Source organism: Actinotalea fermentans (assembly GCF_007991475.1).
GTDB classification, from domain to species: Bacteria; Actinomycetota; Actinomycetes; order Actinomycetales; family Cellulomonadaceae; genus Actinotalea; species Actinotalea fermentans.
Genome location: NZ_BJYK01000009.1, coordinates 267495 through 285446 on the forward strand (window position 1 = coordinate 267495; position 17952 = coordinate 285446).

At 74.7% G+C, this 17952-nt stretch carries 16 protein-coding genes; 8 read left to right on the forward strand and 8 right to left on the reverse strand.

Annotation, left to right across the window (positions count from 1 at the left end; genetic code table 11):
• Positions 1-22 precede the first annotated feature (22 nt).
• Positions 23-895, forward strand: a complete 873-nt coding sequence (locus tag AFE02nite_RS13205; RefSeq protein ID WP_052113665.1) for an amino acid ABC transporter permease — start codon at positions 23-25, stop codon at positions 893-895.
• Positions 892-1671 carry an amino acid ABC transporter ATP-binding protein gene (locus AFE02nite_RS13210; protein ID WP_052113664.1) on the forward strand — a complete coding sequence of 260 codons (780 nt, stop codon included), beginning with the start codon at positions 892-894 and terminating at the stop codon, positions 1669-1671. The genes AFE02nite_RS13205 and AFE02nite_RS13210 overlap by 4 nt, the downstream gene beginning before the upstream one ends.
• Before the next feature lie 62 nt (positions 1672-1733).
• Here AFE02nite_RS13210 and AFE02nite_RS13215 read toward each other — a convergent pair whose 3' ends face one another.
• Both AFE02nite_RS13215 and AFE02nite_RS18010 read right to left on the reverse strand, forming a co-directional pair.
• Positions 1734-3098 carry an FAD-dependent oxidoreductase gene (locus tag AFE02nite_RS13215; RefSeq protein ID WP_261765617.1) on the reverse strand — a complete coding sequence of 455 codons (1365 nt, stop codon included), beginning with the start codon at positions 3096-3098 and terminating at the stop codon, positions 1734-1736.
• A gap of 76 nt (positions 3099-3174) precedes the next feature.
• The gene (locus tag AFE02nite_RS18010; protein WP_052113663.1) at positions 3175-3420 is read right to left on the reverse strand and encodes a hypothetical protein; all 246 of its coding nucleotides are present in this window, start codon (positions 3418-3420) and stop codon (positions 3175-3177) included.
• Between the two features lie 115 nt (positions 3421-3535).
• Between AFE02nite_RS18010 and rarD the strand changes: the two genes are divergently transcribed.
• Positions 3536-4543, forward strand: a complete 1008-nt coding sequence (gene rarD, locus AFE02nite_RS13225; protein WP_052113662.1) for an EamA family transporter RarD — start codon at positions 3536-3538, stop codon at positions 4541-4543.
• On the opposite strand, the gene AFE02nite_RS13230 is transcribed toward rarD, so the two are convergent.
• The 6 genes from AFE02nite_RS13230 to AFE02nite_RS13255 form a co-directional block, all read right to left on the reverse strand.
• Positions 4477-6078 (reverse strand): RDD family protein, encoded by a 1602-nt coding sequence (locus AFE02nite_RS13230; RefSeq protein ID WP_146819797.1) that lies wholly within the window; start codon positions 6076-6078, stop codon positions 4477-4479. The two genes, rarD and AFE02nite_RS13230, sit on opposite strands and share 67 nt — an antisense overlap.
• A 3-nt stretch (positions 6079-6081) precedes the next feature.
• On the reverse strand, positions 6082-8838 hold the full coding sequence (eccB, locus tag AFE02nite_RS13235) for a type VII secretion protein EccB (protein ID WP_146819798.1): 2757 nt from the start codon (positions 8836-8838) through the stop codon (positions 6082-6084).
• A gap of 3 nt (positions 8839-8841) precedes the next feature.
• Positions 8842-10191 (reverse strand): EsaB/YukD family protein, encoded by a 1350-nt coding sequence (locus tag AFE02nite_RS13240; RefSeq protein WP_146819799.1) that lies wholly within the window; start codon positions 10189-10191, stop codon positions 8842-8844.
• A gap of 141 nt (positions 10192-10332) precedes the next feature.
• Positions 10333-10935: a hypothetical protein gene (locus tag AFE02nite_RS13245; RefSeq protein WP_146819800.1), complete on the reverse strand. Its 603-nt coding sequence runs from the start codon at positions 10933-10935 to the stop codon at positions 10333-10335.
• 3 nt (positions 10936-10938) lie between these two features.
• Positions 10939-13293, reverse strand: coding sequence for a hypothetical protein (locus tag AFE02nite_RS13250; RefSeq protein WP_034247808.1), 2355 nt, complete (start codon positions 13291-13293; stop codon positions 10939-10941).
• The gene (locus AFE02nite_RS13255) at positions 13293-13622 is read right to left on the reverse strand and encodes a hypothetical protein (RefSeq protein WP_034247806.1); all 330 of its coding nucleotides are present in this window, start codon (positions 13620-13622) and stop codon (positions 13293-13295) included. The genes AFE02nite_RS13250 and AFE02nite_RS13255 overlap by 1 nt, the downstream gene beginning before the upstream one ends.
• Before the next feature lie 330 nt (positions 13623-13952).
• Between AFE02nite_RS13255 and AFE02nite_RS13260 the strand changes: the two genes are divergently transcribed.
• The 5 genes from AFE02nite_RS13260 (at position 13953) to AFE02nite_RS13280 (ending at position 17950) form a co-directional block, all read left to right on the forward strand.
• Positions 13953-14258 carry a WXG100 family type VII secretion target gene (locus AFE02nite_RS13260; RefSeq protein ID WP_034247805.1) on the forward strand — a complete coding sequence of 102 codons (306 nt, stop codon included), beginning with the start codon at positions 13953-13955 and terminating at the stop codon, positions 14256-14258.
• A gap of 25 nt (positions 14259-14283) precedes the next feature.
• Positions 14284-14565, forward strand: coding sequence for a WXG100 family type VII secretion target (locus tag AFE02nite_RS13265; protein ID WP_034247804.1), 282 nt, complete (start codon positions 14284-14286; stop codon positions 14563-14565).
• Positions 14566-14673: 108 nt separating this feature from the next.
• Positions 14674-15072, forward strand: coding sequence for a hypothetical protein (locus tag AFE02nite_RS13270; RefSeq protein ID WP_034247803.1), 399 nt, complete (start codon positions 14674-14676; stop codon positions 15070-15072).
• 53 nt (positions 15073-15125) lie between these two features.
• Entirely contained in the window at positions 15126-16544 is a 1419-nt protein-coding gene (locus AFE02nite_RS13275) for a S8 family peptidase (protein ID WP_034247801.1), read from the forward strand.
• On the forward strand, positions 16544-17950 hold the full coding sequence (locus AFE02nite_RS13280; protein ID WP_146819801.1) for a hypothetical protein: 1407 nt from the start codon (positions 16544-16546) through the stop codon (positions 17948-17950). The genes AFE02nite_RS13275 and AFE02nite_RS13280 overlap by 1 nt, the downstream gene beginning before the upstream one ends.
• The last annotated feature ends 2 nt before the right edge of the window (positions 17951-17952 follow it).

The window sequence follows — 17952 nt, forward strand, 5'->3', positions numbered from 1 at the left end:
ACGACACCCGAAGACCCCCGACGTGAGCACCTGGACGCCGTCGCCCCGCCAGCTCGAGCGCGAGGCGTTCCGGCGACGGCGCGCGGTCCGCTCGACGGCGCTCGCGGCCGTCAGCACCCTCCTGGTGGTCGCGGTCGCGGTCGCGGTCCTCGTCAGCTCGCCGGGCTGGCCCCGCGTGCGGCAGTCGTTCTTCGACTGGGACGTCGCGGTCGACTCGCTGCCGAAGGTCGCGGAGGGCCTCTGGCTCAACCTGCGGGTGATGGCGGTGGCCGCGGTGGTCATCGTCGTGGTGGCGCTGGCGCTCGCCATCGCGCGCACGCTGCGCGGGCCCGTCTTCTTCCCGCTGCGCGCCGCCGCGACGGCGTACGTCGACACGTTCCGCGGCCTGCCGCTGATCCTCGTGCTCCTGCTCGTCGGGTTCGGCCTGCCCGGCCTTCGGCTGCCGGGCGTGCCGCGCGACGCCGTCGTGCTGGGTGGGCTGGCCCTGGTGCTCACCTACTCCGCCTACGTGGCGGAGGTCTTCCGGGCCGGCATCGAGTCCATCCACCCGTCGCAGGTCGCCGCCGCGCGCTCGCTCGGCCTCTCGCGCGGGCAGGCGATGCGGCACGTGGTGCTCCCGCAGGCGGTGCGCCGCGTCGTGCCGCCGCTGCTCAACGACCTGGTGGCGCTGCAGAAGGACTCGGGCCTGATCTCGATCCTCGGCGCCATCGACGCCGTGCGCGCCGCTCAGATCCAGACCTCCGCGTACGCGAACTTCACGCCCTACGTGGTGGCCGGCGTCCTGTTCGTGGCGCTGACGATCCCGCTCACGCGGTTCACCGACGCGCTCGCGCGGCGCAGCGGGTGGATGGGCGCGATGGGCGCGGTGCCGGGCGGCGTCGGGGGCCTGCGATGAGCGCGGAGGCCGGGGTGAACGGGGTGACCGGGCCGGGCGCCGCCGTCGGGCCGGTGCTGCGGGTCGAGGGCGTGCGCAAGGCCTACGGGGAGCACGTGGTGCTCGACGGGATCGACCTCGACGTCGACGCGCACCGGTGCGTGGTGCTCATCGGGGCGTCGGGCTCGGGCAAGTCGACGCTCCTGCGCACGATCGACCTGCTCGACGACGTCGACGACGGCGCCATCTGGCTCGAGGGCGAGGAGATCACCGACCCGCGCAAGGACGCCGACGCGCTGCGCGCGCGCATGGGCATGGTGTTCCAGGCGTTCAACCTCTTCCCGCACATGCGGGTGCTCGACAACGTGACCCTCGCGTCGCGGCTGGTGCACAAGGTGGCGCGACCCGAGGCGGAGGAGCGCGCGCTGGCGATGCTCGAGCGCGTCGGGCTGGCCGGCCGCGCGTCCGCGTTCCCCGACCAACTCTCCGGCGGTCAGCAGCAGCGCGTCGCGATCGCGCGGGCGCTCGTCGGCGCGCCACGGCTGCTCCTGCTCGACGAGGTGACCAGCGCGCTCGACCCCGAGCTGGTGGGCGAGGTGCTCGACCTGCTCATCGAGCTCAAGGCCGACGGCATGACGATGCTGGTCGCGACGCACGAGATGGGCTTCGCGCGACGCGTGGCCGACGAGGTGTGCTTCCTGCACGAGGGCCGCGTGCACGAGCGCGGCGCCCCCGACCAGGTGCTCGGGGACCCGGCGCAGCAGCGCACCCGCGACTTCCTCCGCCGCCTGGCCTGACCACTCGGCACCGCCTCGCGACCGACACCACGCTCGAGGGGCGCCGCGCGGGCACCCCGGCGTCACGGCTGCGCGGGCAGCCTGCGCATGACGGCGAGCATGTCCTCGCGGGGGACGACCTTGACGCGCTCGCGGCCGTGCGGGGCGCCGAGCTCGCGCTCGTACGCGTCCAGCAGGGTCCAGCCGGACCACTCGACCGGCTCGACGCCGCGGTCGGCGAGGAACGTCACGACGGCGTCCCGGTCGCGCTCGGGCGCGCGCTGCAGGCCGTCGGCGTCCTCGACCAGGTGCCGGATGGTCTCGCTCGCGTCGGACTTGGTGTGGCCGATGAGGCCCACCGGGCCGCGCTTGATCCAGCCGGTCGCGTAGACGCCGGGCACGGGGTCACCCGCCGGGTCCACGACGCGGCCCTCGCGGTTCGGGATGACCCCGGCGACCTCGTCGAACGGCACGCCCGGCAGCGGCGAGCCGAAGTAGCCGACGGCGCGGTAGACCGCCTGCACGGGCCAGTCGTGGGTCTGGCCCGTGCCCGCCACGGACCCGTCGCCGGTGAGCACCGTGCGCTCGGTCCGCAGGCCCTCGACCCGGTCCGTGCCGAGCACCGCGACCGGCTTGTGCAGGAAGTGCAGGTGGATGCGCCGGGACGCCGTCAGCTCGGACGGGTTCTTCAGCGTCCAGTCCGTCAGGGTCTTGACCACCTGCTTGGTCTGGTTGGACGAGTGGATCGCCGCCATCGAGCCCTCGTCGAACTCGAAGTCCTCCGGGTCGACCAGCACGTCGACGTCGGGCACGTGCCCGAGCTCGCGCAGCTCCAGCGGCGAGAACTTCGCCTGGGCCGGGCCGCGGCGGGCGAACACGTGCACGTCCGTCACGGGGCTCGTCTTGAGCGTGGCGTAGACGTTGTCCGGGATCTCGGTGGGCAGCAGGTCGTCCGCGTGCTTGGCCAGGATCCGCGCGACGTCGAGCGCCACGTTGCCGGCCCCCAGGATCGCGACGTGCTGCGCCTCGAGCGGCCACTCGCGCGGGACGTCCGGGTGGCCGTCGTACCAGGACACGAAGTCGGCCGCGCCGTAGGAGCCCGGCAGGTCGATCCCGGGGATCGGCAGCGCGGCGTCCTTGATCGCGCCCGTGGAGAAGATCACCGCGTCGTAGAAGCGGTGCAGTTCCTCCAGCGTCACGTCGCCGCCGAAGTCCACGTTGCACAGCAACCGGATGTCACCGCGCTCGAGGATCTTGTGCAGCGCCAGGATGATCTGCTTGATCCGGGGGTGGTCGGGCGCGACGCCGTAGCGCACGAGCCCGAACGGCGCGGGGAGCCGCTCGATCAGGTCGATGCTCACGTCCAGCCCGGACTTGCTGAGGATGTCCGAGGCGTAGATGCCGGCCGGGCCGGCGCCGACCACGGCGACACGCAGTTCGCTGCTCACGGGGAGATGGAAACCTTCCGCAGGTCGAGGGAGCTCGCGCGCCGGGGGCGCGGCAAGGAGGGAATCTGCCGCCAGTCTAGGTCGACCGGCCGTGCGGGAGCGCCCGAGGGCCGTGGGCCTGCACAGCTCCTCCGCAACCCTCAGCGGGAACCTCGCCGGCGCACCTCGAGCACCACGCTGTCGACGCGCGGCGGCGGGGCAGCAGCAGGTCCCGCGCGTCCGCCTGGACGACGACGACCCCGGCGTCCGTGAAGCGTTCCCGCAACGTGGCGGCACGGCCGGGGTGCAGCTCGAGCGCGATGACGCGGGCACCTGCGGCCACGAGATGCCGCGTGAGCGCGCCGTCACCGGCGCCGATCGTGACGCTACGGGCGGGGCCGGGCCGCCGGCGATGGAATTCCGCGCGAGCACGTCGCCACGAGGTCTACCGTCGCCGCGTGCCCGACCCACGCCCCCTCCCCGACCGGATCGACCGCGGCGGACTGGCCCAGGGCGTCGGTGCCTACTTCCTCTGGGGCCTGCTGCCGCTGTACTTCCCGCTCCTGGCCCCGGCCGGCTCCGTCGAGATCATCGCCCACCGCGTGGTGTGGTCCCTGGTGTTCTGCCTCCTGCTGCTCGCCCTCACCGGCGGCCTGGCGGACCTGCGCGCGGCGCTCACGCACCGGCGCACGCTGGCCAGGCTCGGGACGGCGGGCGTGCTCATCGCCACCAACTGGCTGGTGTACGTGTACGGCGTGCTCAGCGGGCACACCGTGGACGGGGCGCTCGGCTACTACATCAACCCGCTGGTCACCGTCGCGCTGGCGGTGGCGGTGCTCGGCGAGCGGATGCGCCGGACCCAGTGGGTGGCGCTCGGGCTCGGGGCCGCCGCGGTCGTCGTCATCACCGTGGGCATGGGCCGCCTGCCCTGGATCTCGCTGGTCCTCGCCCTGACGTTCGGGCTCTACGGGCTCGTGAAGAACCGGGTCGGCCGCACGGTCGGCGCCGTCACCAGCCTCACGGTCGAGACGGCGGCGATGGCGCCCCTGGCCGTGGCCTACCTCGCGTTCCTCGCCGACGACGGCCGCCTCACGCTCGCCCGCGGCGGCTGGCACGCGGCGGCGCTGGTGGCGCTCGGCGTCGTCACCGCGGTGCCGCTGCTGCTCTTCGGCGGCGCCGCCCGGCGCCTGCCGCTCAGCGTCGTGGGCATGCTCCAGTACCTCTCCCCGACGCTGCAGTTCCTCGTCGCACTCCTGGTCTTCGGCGAGGAGATGCCCGGGGCGCGCTGGGCGGGCTTCGCGCTCGTCTGGGCGGCGCTCGTCGTGCTCACGGTCGACGGCATCCGCTCGGGCCGGCCGCCGCGCCGCGTGGCGGAGCTCGCGGCCCAGGTGGTCGACCCTCAGGAGACGGTGAACCAGAAGTCGCCGAAGGAGACCGTCGCCCCGACGGGCACCCGCACCAGCTGACCCGGCGTGCAGATCACCTGCGCGCCGTCGGGCAGCGTGATGACCGTGCCGTTGGTCGACCCCCGGTCCCGCACCCACAGGCCCGCACCGTCGACGCCCGCGGACAGGTGCGTCTTGGAGACCGAGCGGCGCTGGTCCGGCACGGTGATGACCTGCTCGGGCAGCGGCTCGTCGTCCCGCCGCACGGGGTTGCGGCCCAGCAGCGCGAACCCGGTGAGCGTGACGTCCTCGCCGTTCCACAGGTGCAGGACGGCGTGCGCCGGCCCGTCCGTGCGGCGTCGACCGCGGCTCGTGCCGCTCAGGCTCAGGCGCGTCGCCTCGACGTCGTCGAGGTCGTCGTCGGCTGCGTCGTCGGTGGCCGCAGCGCTCGGGGTCGCGACGGGGGCGGCGGCCGCGGGCGCGATGCCGTGGCCGGGCACCGTCGGGAGCGGGACCGCCTCGCCGGCGACGGGCACGGGCAGGTCCGCGCCGGCGTCGGCCCCCTCGGCGTCGTGCGCCGGGAGCGGGACGGCGAGGCCCTCCGGCACGTGGTCCACCAGGATCGTCGGCTCGAGCGGCGGCGGACCCCCGGGCGCCGCGGGACGCGCGCCCGGGACGGCGGAGATGAGGCCGGTGCTGTCGTCGTCGGCGTCGTCGATGGCGGCGAGCGCCGGACGGGCGTCGGCCGGGTGGCCCGCGACCTCGCCCGGCGCCGGCTGCGGCGGGACGGCGGCCGGATAGGGCGCGAGGTAGTCGGGCGCGGTGGGCGCCGCCACGTCCGGCACAGCGTTGTCCGGCACGGCGTTGTCCGGCACAGCGTTGTCCGGCACGGCGTTGTCCGGCGGCGCGGGCGCGGCCGGGCCGGGCGTGGCCGCCAGGTAGTCGGGCGTGACCGGCGCGAGGTATGCGGGCGTCGTCGGCGGGAGGTCGGGCGCCGGGACGTCGAGGAAGGCCGGGGCGGGCGGCGGCGGAGGCGGCGGAGGCGCGGCGGGCGTCCCGGGCGGCAGGTCGACGACCGCCACGGGCGCGAGGAGTCCGTCGAGCCGCGCCGTCGCGGCCTCCTCGCTCGCGCGGGCGCGCACCGGGTCGACGCCCGTCACGACGTCGACGAGCAGCGCGCGGACCGCCTTGTCGTGCCAGCCCTGCCGGCGGCCACCCGCGTCGAAGAGCGGCGAGGCCAGGACGACGAGCTGCCCCACCCCGAAGGCCAGGCTGCCCGCGGCCACGACGAGCGCGCGCAGGAGCGCGCGGCCCATGCCGATCGGCTGCCCGGTGTCGGCGTCGACGGTGCGCAGCCCGACCAGCGCCTTGCCGAGGGTCGCGCCGCGCCGGCCGTGGTACCACCACTGCGCCAGGCCCAGCGCCGCCAGCAGCCCGACGCCCACGAGCGTCAGCACCAGCGCGCCGGAGGGCACGCCGTCATCGGTGGCGGTCGCGGCCTGCCAGGTACCCGCGCCGAGGAAGGCGCCGCCCAGGAGGAACGCGGCGAGCGTGTCGATCACGGAGGCCAGCACGCGCTTGCCCACGCTGGCGGGTACAGCTCCCGGGTACGCCATCTCTCACTTCCCGCTCGGGGCGCGCGCGGCGCGCGCTGCCCTTCTTGTCGGCACCGAGGCGCCGCCGGATGAGCCGCTCGGGCGTCCGGTGGCACCTGTCCTCGCCACTGTCCCCCGCCGACGACGCACGGGCACGCCCACGAGCGCGGCCGCGGCGCCCGCGACGGCCGCGGCGAGCAGCCACCAGGTCGCCGCCCGGCGGGTGTCGGCACCCAGGTCGACGGCGGGGCTCAGCGAGACGGGCGCGGGCTCGGGGGCGGCCTGGGGCGCGTCGTGCACGGGGCTCGCCGGGCCGGCGGCAGCTCCGTCGTCGACGAACGTGAGGGCTGCCCACGGGCGGACGATGCCCCAGCCGAGCGTGTCGCTGCGTTCGGTGGCGATGGGCCGGGCGGCCGTGACCATGAGCCGGTGCGCCCACTGCGCGGGCGACTCCTGCGGGTAGAGCTGCGCGACGAGCGCGGCCGCCCCGCTGACGTAGGCGGTGGCGTAGCTGGTCAGCGCCCCGTCCCCGGCCATGACGCAGTCCCCGTCGGCGAGGAAGGTCGTGAGCACGCCCTGGCCCGGCGCGGCGACGTCGACGTGCGGCCCCTGCTCGACGGCGCCGGCGGCGGCCCCGGCCGCGTCGACCGCGGTCACGGCCAGCACCTCGGGGTAGGCCGCCGGGTAGCGCGCGCCCGACGGCGGCTGGTCGGGCACGAGGTTGCCGACGCTCGCGACGACGAGCGCGCCGCTGCTCGTCGCGTAGTCCACCGCGTCGGCCAGCCCGGGGTCGTCCTGCGGGCTGGACATGGAGACGTTGATGATCTGGGCGCCGGCGTCGGCGGCGAGGCGGATGCCCTCGGCGAGGCGGTCGTCGCGCGGGCCGAGCCCCGCCTCGACAGAGTCCTCGGTGCGGTCCACGAAGACGCGGATCGGCAGGATCGTCGCCTCAGGGGCGAGCCCCACCAGCCCGGAACCGGCCACGGGGCGCGCGGCGATGATGCCGGCGACGGCCGTCCCGTGCCCCTCCACGTCGGCGAGCCCCTCGGTGTCACCGATCAGGTCGCTGCCCGGCACGACGGCGGTCGTCAGGTGCTCGTTCGCGGCGGTCACGCCGGAGTCGACGACGGCGACGGTCACCCCCGCACCCGTGGCCAGCTCCCACGCGCCGTCGACGCCGAGCTGCGCGAGCGCAGCCGGGCGGTCCGCGATCAGCCTCCGCTCACCGGGGGTGCACGCGTCGTCGACGGTGGCGTCGGCCGTGGCGTCCTCACCCGTGGCGTCCTCACCCGTGGCGTCCTCCCCGGCCGCGTCCTCGCCCGTCTCGGCGCCTGAGCCGTCGCCCTCCGTGGCGGGCGCGCCGGCGGCGGGCGTCGGCACGGATCCGGCGGTGTGCGTGACCCGCGCCCCGTCGACGGTGAGGGCGGGGCCCGTCGGGAACAGGCCGAGCCACTCCTGGGGCACGCGGACCACCTGGTCGGCGGTGAAGCCGAGCCGCGTGACGACGACGCCGTCGCCGGCGGGCACGGGGTACGCCGTCCCGGTGGCGTCCACGAGGTGCACCCAGCCGCCCGCGTCGGCGCTGCCGGCCACGGGCAGCACGAGCGCGCCACCGTCCACGTCCACGGACGCACCCGCGCCGGTGGCGATGTCCTGGGCGGTCGGCACGAGCTGCACCGTCGCGTCGGCCGCGCCGCCGGCGCCGGACGTGGACAGCCGCGCGCAGGCGTCGGGGGTCGTGGCGAGCGCGGGCAGGGCCGCGGGCCAGTCGTCGGGCGCCACCAGGGCCTCGGCGTTGCGCAGGCCGGCGACCTGCGCCTGCGTCACCTCGAGGTCCGGCCCGACCAGCTCACCGGCCCCGAGCCGGTAGAGGTTCAGGGCCACCTCGGACAGGGGTGCGAGCCGCCCGTCGGACGTGATCACCCAGGCGGCCACGCCCGGCGTCGCGTCGTCGGTCACCCGCAGCACGGAACCGACGCGGGCGCCCACGGGCGCGCCGAGGCCGTCCGGCAGCGCCTCGCCCGCGCCGGGCAGGGCGAGCGCGTCGAGGTCGGCGCCCGGCGGGAAGAGCGAGAGCCAGGCGCCGGAGGCGGGCCAGGGCTGCGCCGTCGCGAGCGCGAGGGCGCGCAGCACGGCGTCGCGGGAGTCCGCCGGGACCAGGTGCCGGCGCCCTTCGGTGACCAGGTACTCCTGCCCCGCGACCTCGACCAGCACCGCCGGCGGCCCCTGCTCGCCCGCGGCCAGGGCGCGCTCGACCGCCGCCTGCTCGTTCGCGACGGTCTGCGCGACCCGCCCGGTCGACAGGACCGTGGCCTGCGCACCCGTGGCGTCGATGCAGGACAGCCAGCCGTCGGCGACCAGCGCGCCGGGGTCGGGCACGGCGTCGGGCGCGCCGGGGATGCCGACGGTCGCGCCACGGGGGGCGTCGGCGATCTTCTCGTCGCTCGTGCGGACCACCCGGAACTCACCGGAGACGAGCAACCGCGCGCTGGTGATGTTCAGGACGGGGTACAGCGTCCCCTCGAGCGCGACGTAGCGTGCGCCGCTGTCGGTGACGACGAGCGTGTTGTTGTCCCAGCCGGCGGCCAGGCCGGGCTTGACCAGGCCGACCACGAGGCTGCCGAGCACCACCATGACCGCCAGGAGCAGGCCGGTGACGACCGCGCGCATCGGCTTGGTCGGCTCGAGCTCCCGGCCGCCGGGGGCACCCGAGACGAACGCGGTCAGCAGGCGTCGGCGGCTGAACGCCTGCGCCTCGACGAGGTCCTTCTTGCTGGCCACCCGTCACACCAGCCCGGCCGCCGCCACGCCGAGCGGCAGCAGGAGCGCGAGGACCGCGAGCTCGATGGCGTCCGCGAGGCGGCCGAGCGCCACGCGCTGCCGCGGCGCGACGAGGCTGAGCGCGATGACGACGGCGGCGACCGTCCCGGCGACGACGGCGAGCGTGGCGCGCCAGTCCGGGTGGGCGGCGGCGGCGAGCACGCCGGTGAGCGTCAGCCCGACGATGCCGGCCCCCATGACGACGGCGACGTCGTAGCGCGAGTACGTCTGCCGGACGCCCAGCAGCATGCCGGCGAAGCCCGCGGTGACGAGCAGCGTCCCGGGCAGGCCGGTGGCCACCACCTCGGGCAGCGCGACGAGCGTGAGCGCCGCGACGGCGGCGCGCAGGGCGACCTGCATGCGGTGCCCGCGGGCGTACTGCTCGCGGACGGCGTCGGCGTCGACGACGGGCGGGTCGGCCAGGATCTCGGCGTCGCTGCGCGGGGTGACCACACGCAGCGGGGTGCTCGCCAGCGCGAGCCACGGGATGCCGTTGCCGGCGGTCAGGACGAGCGCGACGACGATGGCGAGCACGACGCCCGGCTCGGCGTCGGTCGACGCGACGGCCGTCCCGGTCAGCGCGACCGTGAGTCCGAACGCCGCGGGCGCCAGGCCCACCTCGCGACGGGTGGTCAGCGCGGCGATCCCGACGACGGCCGTCACGAGCATCGCGCCGCCGGCGAGGGCGGCGGACCAGCCCCACCCGGGCGCGCCCGTGCCGGCGGTCAGGCCGGCGACGCCAGCCAGGACCGCGGCCGTGACCGCGAGCGACGCCGCGCCGACGTCGTGGCTGCCCACGCGGGCGACCACGGCGGCGGCGCCGAGGACGAGCAGCGCACCCGCGCCGGCGATCACCGGCGGCAGCGGGGACGCCTGGTCCGCGCCGAGCAGGAGGACCGCGGCGGCGAGCAGGAACGCGACGGCGGTCGCGACGGCCGTCAAGGCCGAGTCGCGCGGGGTCCACGCGGCCCGCTGCGCGGCGACGGCGTCCGCGACGGCCTCGACGACGTCGTCGTACACGCGCACGGGCGCGACGCCGACGCCGGCCTCGAGGGTGAGGACGGCGCCGTCGGCCACGTTCTGCGCCTGGAGGCTGCGGTCGGAGTCGAGGACCGCGCCGTCGGAGCGGACGAGGCGGAACCCGCCGTGCGCCGTCGCGGCGTCCAGGAGGCCCAGCGTGCGGGCGAGTCCGGGGACGAGCTCGGCGACCGGGACGCCGCCGGGCGCGCCGAGGTCGACGGTGCGCCCGCCGCCCTGCACGGACACGCGCACGAGGCTCCCGAGGCTTCCGGGAGCGGAGGCTGCAGCGGTCATCCGGGTCCCTCGCTCGGGCTGGGCACGGAACGCACCGGGGGCTGGGCCACCCGGCGCGCGTCGGCCGTCAGCATAGTGAAGCGACCCGCGTCGGGGGCGGGCGGTGCGACCACGGGTCCGGGTGAAGGTCGGTGGTGTGCGTCAGTCGTCCGCACCGACACGGTCCACACCCTCGCGAGCCAGCCGGATCAGCTCGTCCAGCTCGACGGGCGGATCCGCCGCGTCCGTCTCGAAGCCCACGAGGAGCACGGCATCGCCGACGGGCACAGCCGCGTACTCCCCCCAGAGCCCGCCCTCGTCGTCGCCCGTGCGCCAGCCCATGCCCTCGTCGGGCAGGCCGGCGATCGGGTCGATCGACAGCTCGGGGTGCTCCTCGGTTGCCTCGGCGCAGGTGGCCGCGGCGTCCTCGAGGCGGGCGGCCGTGAGGTCCATCTCCTGATCGACCAGGACCGCCCCGACGCGCGGGTAGCCGTCCTCCTCGTCGAAGGACAGCTCCGAGACGGCGCCGGTCGGCAGCCCGAGGTCGCCGACCGACAGGCCCTCGCACCACGTCGGGCCAGGGACGGACTGCTGTCCCACGTCGTCGTGGGTCGCGGACACCACACCGTCGAAGTCGGAGTCACGCAGGAGCGTCGGGGACGCTTGCGTGCACGCTCCCAGCACGAGGCCGGACAGGACCACGAGCGCGGCGCTCGGGGCCGCGCGCCAGTGCCGTGGGCTCACCGCAGGGCTGCGACGTGGCATCGCTCACTTCTTCCCGAAGTAGGTCTCGAACTGCCTTTCGTAGACACCTCGGAGGTAGTCCTCGTTGATCACGTGATCCATCGCTCCACCCATGTCGCCGGCAGCCGTCCCCACGAGCTCGGGCGCGATGTCCTGGAGCCGCGGGATGACGCCGTCCGGTGCCCACGCGTCTGCGATCTCCGGGGAGATCTCGAGGATGCCCGCCTGGACCAGCGCCTGGTAGGCGTTGACGACCAGCCGGTTCGCCGCCCGCTCGGCACCTTCCTCCTGCGCCTGGATCACGGCGTCGACGTTGCTGCTGTAGGCCGCGTCGATGGTCTCGGTCGGCATCTCGGAGAGCTTGTTCCAGGCGAACTCCCACGCGTTCTTGCCGACGTCGCCGAGGATCTCGCCGGCCTCGTCGGCGTACGGCACGGGGAACATCCCGACCGCCTCCGAGACCAGGTTGGTGAAGGTCTCCACGCGCTGCGCCCTCGACTCTGCGCCCTCGATCGCGATCTCACCCGTCATGTACTGCAGGTGGCCCTCGAGCGTGGCCGTCGAGGTCATGATCCGTTCGAGGCCACCGGGGTCGCCCGGCACACCACCCGGGTTCGCCGCCGCATAGGCATCGAGCTGCGCGCGCTGGAACCCGGCGACGCCCTCCGCGACGCGGGCGACGCCCTCGTCGGTGCTCAGCGCGACCTTCAGGAGCCCGTTCAGGTCGGCCTTGTCCATCAGGGGGTACGGGTCGATGTCGGGCAGGTAGCTCTCGACACCGATGTGGCCGAGCCGCTCCCCGACCGCGAGATCCGTGGAACCGGAGTCGATCGCCACCTCCATCGCCGGCGTGTAGAACTTGAGCAGCTTCGCCACGGGCTCGGCGGCACCGTCGGCGCTCTCGGCGTTGAACTCGGGGTTGTCCGGGAGCCGGTCGAAGTACTCGGACACGAACCTCGCGGTGGCCTCGGGCGACCCGGCGAGGTTCTCCGGATCCGTGCCGATGGCCAGAGCGGCCTCCGAGATGCCTGAGAAACCGTCGCGGCTCCAGTCCCTCTCGGCGAAGTAGAAGTCGGAACGCGCCTCGCCCGCACCTGACTCGGTGAAGAACTCCAGGCCGAGCTCCGGGTGCTTGCCGAGCTGGCCCATGACGGCTGCCATCGGGTCGGGCTGGTAGGAGAAGTCGACCCCGTCGAGACCCGTCAGCGGCGAGGCGAGCGAGTCGTGGTGAGCCCAGGTCGAGGCGCCGAAGGGGTTCGAACGCTCGAACTCGTCCATCTGCCATGCGACGCCGCGGACGAGGCTCTCGCCGTAGTCGCCGTCACGCATGAGGAAGTCGAGGACGGCCGCGTGCCCCTGGCCGTCCGAGCCGTACGTGTCGAAGAGCGCGGCACGCTCGTCGTCGGTCACGTCGTAGGTCGCGTAGCGGGCGAGCTCGCGGCCGTACGTCTCGCCGTCGAAACCTGGGTCCTGGCTGGCGACCTGCAGGCCGGCGCGGAGCTCGCGGGCGAGCCCGCCGAGCTCGTCGACGTTGGATCCGATGTACATCATCGACTGCACGTTGCTGAAGGTCGCGAGCAGACCCTCCGGCTCGAGCCGCTCGTACATCGATGCCATGACCACCTGGTCGTCGCCGAACGCCGTCATCAGCGCTGTGCACCGCTCGACGGTCGCGACGTCGTTCAGGGCCGTCGCGTCGCGGGCGACGGCGTCGAGCTCCGCCGCGACCCGCTCGCCGACGATCTCCTTGACCTGGGGCGAGGCGTAGTCGTCGAGGAGGGCGTACGCCTCGGGGTGGGCGAGCAGGTAGTCGACCTGCTCCGACGTGGACATCTCGGTGAACTCCAGCACCTCGCGCTGCTGGCCCAGCGACCCGACGGTGTTCGTGTCGGTGGTCGTGGCCGTACGCAGCGCGGCGGCCAGGGCCTCGTCCGCGGCGGCCGCCGCGGCGAGTGCGTCGTCGACCTGCCGGCTCACGTAGTTCTGCTGGGTGGCGGCGTAGGCGGCGTCGGAGGTGTTGTCGTACGACCGGGTCATCCGCACGGCGCCCGTCGCGCCGTCGATGCGCAGGTCGTGCCTCGAGGCCGCGTAGTAGGCGCCGTCCAGGTCCTCCTTCGCCGAACGGATCGCGGCCGCGGCCGCGTCGAGGGCGGCGATGACGTTCGCGGCCTCGGCGACCTGGGTCGCCAGGCCGTCGGCCAGCCGCTGGTGGGCCGCCTGGGCGGCCATCGCCGAGGCGAACGTCCACGACGTCGGCACCCGGCCGGCGGCGAGCTCGTCGCTCTGGTGGATCAGGGCCCTGCGGTGGGCGGTGATCTGGTCGGAGATCTCCGCCAGCCGGTCCGGCCGCCAGGAGCGCAGCTGCGTCGGGGTGACCATCAGACCGCCTCCATCCCACCGGCCGTGAACCGCCCCAGCTTGGCCGGGCTCGACGTCGGTCCCGAGGCCCCCGGCCACGCTGCTGGCCCGGTCGGCGTCATCGGGAACTGACCGAAGGCCCCCGCGGCGTGCTCGTCGACGCCGTCCCAGTCGCCTGCGGCCTCGCGCATCGACTGCGCGTGCGCCTCCGCCTGCGTGGCCCACGCCGTGTACGACTGCGCCCACGCGGCCGCGAGCGCCGACCCGGCGCCCCCGCTCGCACTCCCCGACAGGGCCGAGGCGATGTCGCCCACCTCGTCCGGCACGTGCGCACGCACGGTCCGCGCCACTCCTGCGACGGTCTCTGCCGCTGCCCGGACGTCAGCCGTCCTGATGTTCCCCACGTCGAACCCCCTCAGCGATCGCCACGCCAGAGGGTAGCGGTGTCCGGTTCGTCCCATCCGACGTTTGCGGCGGACTTCACCCGGACCGGCCGCACGGACGGGAGCGCGTGCTCGCCAGGACGGGTGAACCTGTGTCCGAATGCCGCAAACCGCCCAGCGCGATGGCCCGTTCTCCCCTACGCTGCCCGTGTCGCCGGCCCCGTGGGACCGGCGTCGGCGTCGGCCGTCCGGTCGCGTGACAGGGGGACCTGCGGGTCCGGGCAAGGGGAGGTGACCATGGCCGGGGAGATCACCGCGGCAGATGGGGCACTCAAGGCTGGTGCGGACGCGATCGGGCAGTCCCGCGCCGAGCTGAAGGGCGAGCTGTCCAAGCTCGAGGGGAAGCTGGCCGAGATCGGCAGCAAGTGGCAGGGCCAGGGCGCGGTTGCGTTCAACCAGCTCATGGTGCGCTGGCGCGAGGACGCCACCAAGATCGTCGACGCGCTGAACGAGTTCGAGGCCAACCTCGTCGACTCGCAGAAGACGTACACGGCGTCCGACGAGTCCGAGGCGTCGACGTTCGCCAAGTTCAACCGCTTCTGACCCGCCGACGAGACAGGACGAACCGATGGACCTCTCAGTCAACTACGGCACCCTGGCCGCCGCTGCGGCGGACATCCAGGCGTCCGCGGGCCAGATCGAGTCCCGCCTGAACGAGCTCGACCGCTCGCTCCAGCCGCTGCGCGCGAACTGGACCGGTGAGGCGGCGACCGCCTACGAGGCCGCCAAGGCCAAGTGGACCTCCGCGCTGACCGACATGAAGATGCTGCTCGCGCAGATCGGCAACCAGGTCACCACGACCTCGCAGAACTACCAGGCGACCGACCGGAACGTCGCCCAGCGCTTCTGACCTGACCGGCGGTCGGTGCGCCCTCGGGGCGCGCCGACCGCCGTCCGGTCGACAGCAGGGGGCGATGCAGGACCGCACGCGACGAGCGTGCAAGGAAGGACGGACGCGGTGAACGAGATCAAGGTCAACATCGACACCGTGCAGTCGAACGTCAAGGCGCTCAACGGGATGTTCGACCAGCTCGAGTCGGGCGTCCAGGGCGTGAAGGCCGTGCAGGGCCTCCAGACGACGACCACGTGGACGGACATCCCGTCGTGCCAGCAGTTCGCTGCGGCCTACCAGGCGGGCCTCGTGCGACTGCAGCAACGGCTGAACACCACGTGGCAGAACATCCGCGACCAGGCCGAAGCCCTGCGCGATGCGGCTGCGGCACTCGCTGCGACCGACGAGGCGAGTCAGCAGGAGCTCGCGCAGATGCAGACGTCGCTCGACGCCCTCCTCGCTCGGGCAGCCCGCGGCCCTGAAGCGGTGGCGCCCGTGCCCTCCGGGCCGATGCGCGCGATCTGATCGTGGCGGCTCGGCGAACACCGCATCGCAGGTCGCACCGCAGAAGGAGCTTGATGGCCGTCATGTCGACGCACCGCCCCGCCCGCCTCCCGCGCCGACCCATCCACCGGCGTGCGCTGGCGACAGCGTGCGCGGCTGCGGCCGCGCTGGGGATCGGCGCCGTGGCGATCACGCCCGCCTTCGCCGCGACGGACAGCGGGCCTATCGACGACGGCCTGTGGTACTTCACCCGGACCGGCGTCGCCGAGGCCCACCAGCAGACCACCGGCCAGGGCATCACCATCGCCGTGCTCGACACGATGATCAACCCGGACGTCCCCGACCTGGTCGGGGCGAACGTGCAGGCGCTCGGGACCTGCCGCGCCGCTGACGGCACCCCCGTGCCCGCGACCTCGACCGGGCCGGATGCCAAGCACGGCACACAGGTGACGTCCGTCATCGCCGGCACCGGGGCGGGGACGGAGGGGCAGGCGGGCGTGCGCGGTGTCGCCCCCGGCGCCACGATCATGCACTTCGCGATACTCCCGGCTGGCTACGACGCGGACGGGTCCGAGGTCGGTCAGGGGTGCGAGATACCGCCCGACGCCGAGTTCGGCTACGAGATCACCGCGGCGGTCGACCAGGCGGTCGCCGCCGGCGCCGACATCATCACGACGTCGATCGGTACCCACTGGGCCGACGGCTCCGTGGATGCGCTGCTCCGGGCGTACGCCGCGGGCGTCGTCGTGCTCGCAGCCCCCGAGAACCAGATGTCGCCAGGTGACGAGATGCTCGGTCCGGACGCCCTCAACGGCGTCGTGACCGTCGGCAGACACGATGTGAACGGCGCACTGCCTGACGCGCTCGCGCCGAACGGTGAGTATCTCAGCGTGGTCGCGCCCGGTATCGACCTTCGGGTGCCGGCGGCCGTGGACGGCGTGTGGAACCGCTACGCCCTCGCCGACGGCACCTCCTACGCGACGCCGTGGACGGCGGGTGTGCTGGCGTTGGCGTGGTCGCTGCACCCGGACGCGACCGCGAACCAGATGATCCAGGCCCTCATCCACACCACCGCCACCACCCCCGAGGGCGGCGAACCGGTCCACGACGACTTCTACGGCTACGGGCCGGTGTCCGTGCCCCGCCTGCTCGCCGTCGACCCGACGACCTTCCCCGACGAGAACCCTCTCCTGCACCCCCTCGACGACGCCGGGGCCCGTCCGTCGACCGCCGCGATCCTCGAAGCCACCGGCAAGGCCGTGCCGCAGGAGACCGCCGAACCCACCGCGGAACCCACGGCGACGCCCGCCCCGGACACCACCGACGACCAGGCCGGCGACGACACCGACACCTCCGCGTCCCTGCCCCTGCCCGCCATCCTCGGCGGCGCCGCCCTCCTGCTCGCCGCCGCCATCACCACCGCCGTCCTCCTGCGCCGCCGCACCACCAGCCCGGCAGCCGGAAGCACCAGCCCGACCGGAGAGGAAGCCTGATGGGCGCCAAGGAGAAGCAGCTCGCCAAGACCACCGAGGCCCAGCTCTGGGCGGCCGACCACACTCGGGACACCCTGTCGGGTGCTTCCACCGAGCTGCACGACGCCTCGCAGAGCCTCGTGAAGGTCGGTTCCGAGAGCGGACTCGAGGGGCTCGCAGGCGACGCCGCGACGGAGTCGTTCGCGCAGCTCGCCAGGGAGTGCGCACAGCTCTCCCTGGACCTGACCACCATGTCGAACGTCGGCTACATCGCGCGCCTCGCGGTCCAGAGCGCAGCAGCCCAGTACGAGGCCCTCCCCCCGGTCGAGCTCACACCGAGCCAGCGGACCCGCGTCGCGAATGCCTACGTGTCGCAGGAGCCGGTCTACGTCGCCGGTCACGGCATGCTCTCCGCGTGGGCTGCGGAGCAGGCCTGGCTCGCCGAGGCACGGGCACGGCGGGAGGCAGAGGCGGCCGACGCGCTGCAGAGCCTGAACGCTCAGATGGCGGAGGCCGCGAAGAGCGCCGACATCAAGACCGCCCGTGACGATGACCAGACGCTCCTCCCCCCCGGCACGGGCAGCGGCGACACCGGAGGGTCGTCGACGCAGAATCGGCCAGGCGGCGGTGCCGCCACCGGTGCGGGTGTCGGGGCAGGCGCGGGGGCTGGCGCGGGCGCGTCCACCGGGGGTATCGGCGGTGGCCCCATCGCCGTCGACCCGCCCGTGCGCGACTGGTCCGACATCTCCGCAGACGGGTCGACGGGTGGCACTGGTGGCCGTACCGGGTCAGGCGGAGGCATCGGCGGTTCGGGGAGCGGGCTCGGTGGTGGTTCGGGCTCGGGTTCGTCCGGGGGTGGTTCGTGGGGCGGCCCGGGCCTCGGTGGTTCCGGTAGCTCGGGCGGCGCCGGTGGCGCACTCGCTGGTGGCGCGGCCGTCGGCGGCGTCGCGGTAGGAGCGCTGGGCCTCGGCAGGGGCGGCCTCGGCATCGGCGGGCTCGGCATGGGCGCGGGCGGCGCCGGTGGGGCGGGCGGCGCCGCGGGCATGATCGGCGGCGCCGGCGCGGGACGAGCAGGCATGGGCGGCGTCGGCGGCGCTGGCGGCGCAGGGGCTACGGGCCTGGGCGCGAGTGCGCGAGGCGGAGCCGGTTCGACCGTGCTCGGCACCCCGGCCGGCGGCGCCCAGGGCTCGGCGGCAGCAGGCGGGCAGGCCGGTGGGCGTGGCATGGCCGGCGCGCCGATGGGTGGTGGCGGTGCCGCGGGCGCGGGCGACAGCAAGAGCCGCCGCCGCGGCGCCGGGTACCTCGCGCCCGACGTGGACATCGAGGACGAGGCCGGACCCGTTGCTCTCGGGCCCGCCGCGCGCGCCGGGTCCCGCGACCAGGTCCCGGTCGAGGCCGTCGAGGTCGACGTCGACGACGAGTGGTGACG

Excerpts from the sequence above, each read along its gene's own strand:
- AFE02nite_RS13210 (WP_052113664.1), top strand. The coding sequence starts at position 892 with ATGAGCGCGGAGGCCGGGGTGAACGGGGTGACCGGGCCGGGCGCCGCC.
- AFE02nite_RS13230 (WP_146819797.1), bottom strand. The coding sequence starts at position 6,078 with ATGGCGTACCCGGGAGCTGTACCCGCCAGCGTGGGCAAGCGCGTGCTG.
- AFE02nite_RS13240 (WP_146819799.1), bottom strand. The coding sequence starts at position 10,191 with ATGACCGCTGCAGCCTCCGCTCCCGGAAGCCTCGGGAGCCTCGTGCGC.
- AFE02nite_RS13245 (WP_146819800.1), bottom strand. The coding sequence starts at position 10,935 with ATGCCACGTCGCAGCCCTGCGGTGAGCCCACGGCACTGGCGCGCGGCC.
- AFE02nite_RS13250 (WP_034247808.1), bottom strand. The coding sequence starts at position 13,293 with ATGGTCACCCCGACGCAGCTGCGCTCCTGGCGGCCGGACCGGCTGGCG.
- AFE02nite_RS13260 (WP_034247805.1), top strand. The coding sequence starts at position 13,953 with ATGGCCGGGGAGATCACCGCGGCAGATGGGGCACTCAAGGCTGGTGCG.
- AFE02nite_RS13265 (WP_034247804.1), top strand. The coding sequence starts at position 14,284 with ATGGACCTCTCAGTCAACTACGGCACCCTGGCCGCCGCTGCGGCGGAC.
- AFE02nite_RS13275 (WP_034247801.1), top strand. The coding sequence starts at position 15,126 with ATGGCCGTCATGTCGACGCACCGCCCCGCCCGCCTCCCGCGCCGACCC.
- AFE02nite_RS13280 (WP_146819801.1), top strand. The coding sequence starts at position 16,544 with ATGGGCGCCAAGGAGAAGCAGCTCGCCAAGACCACCGAGGCCCAGCTC.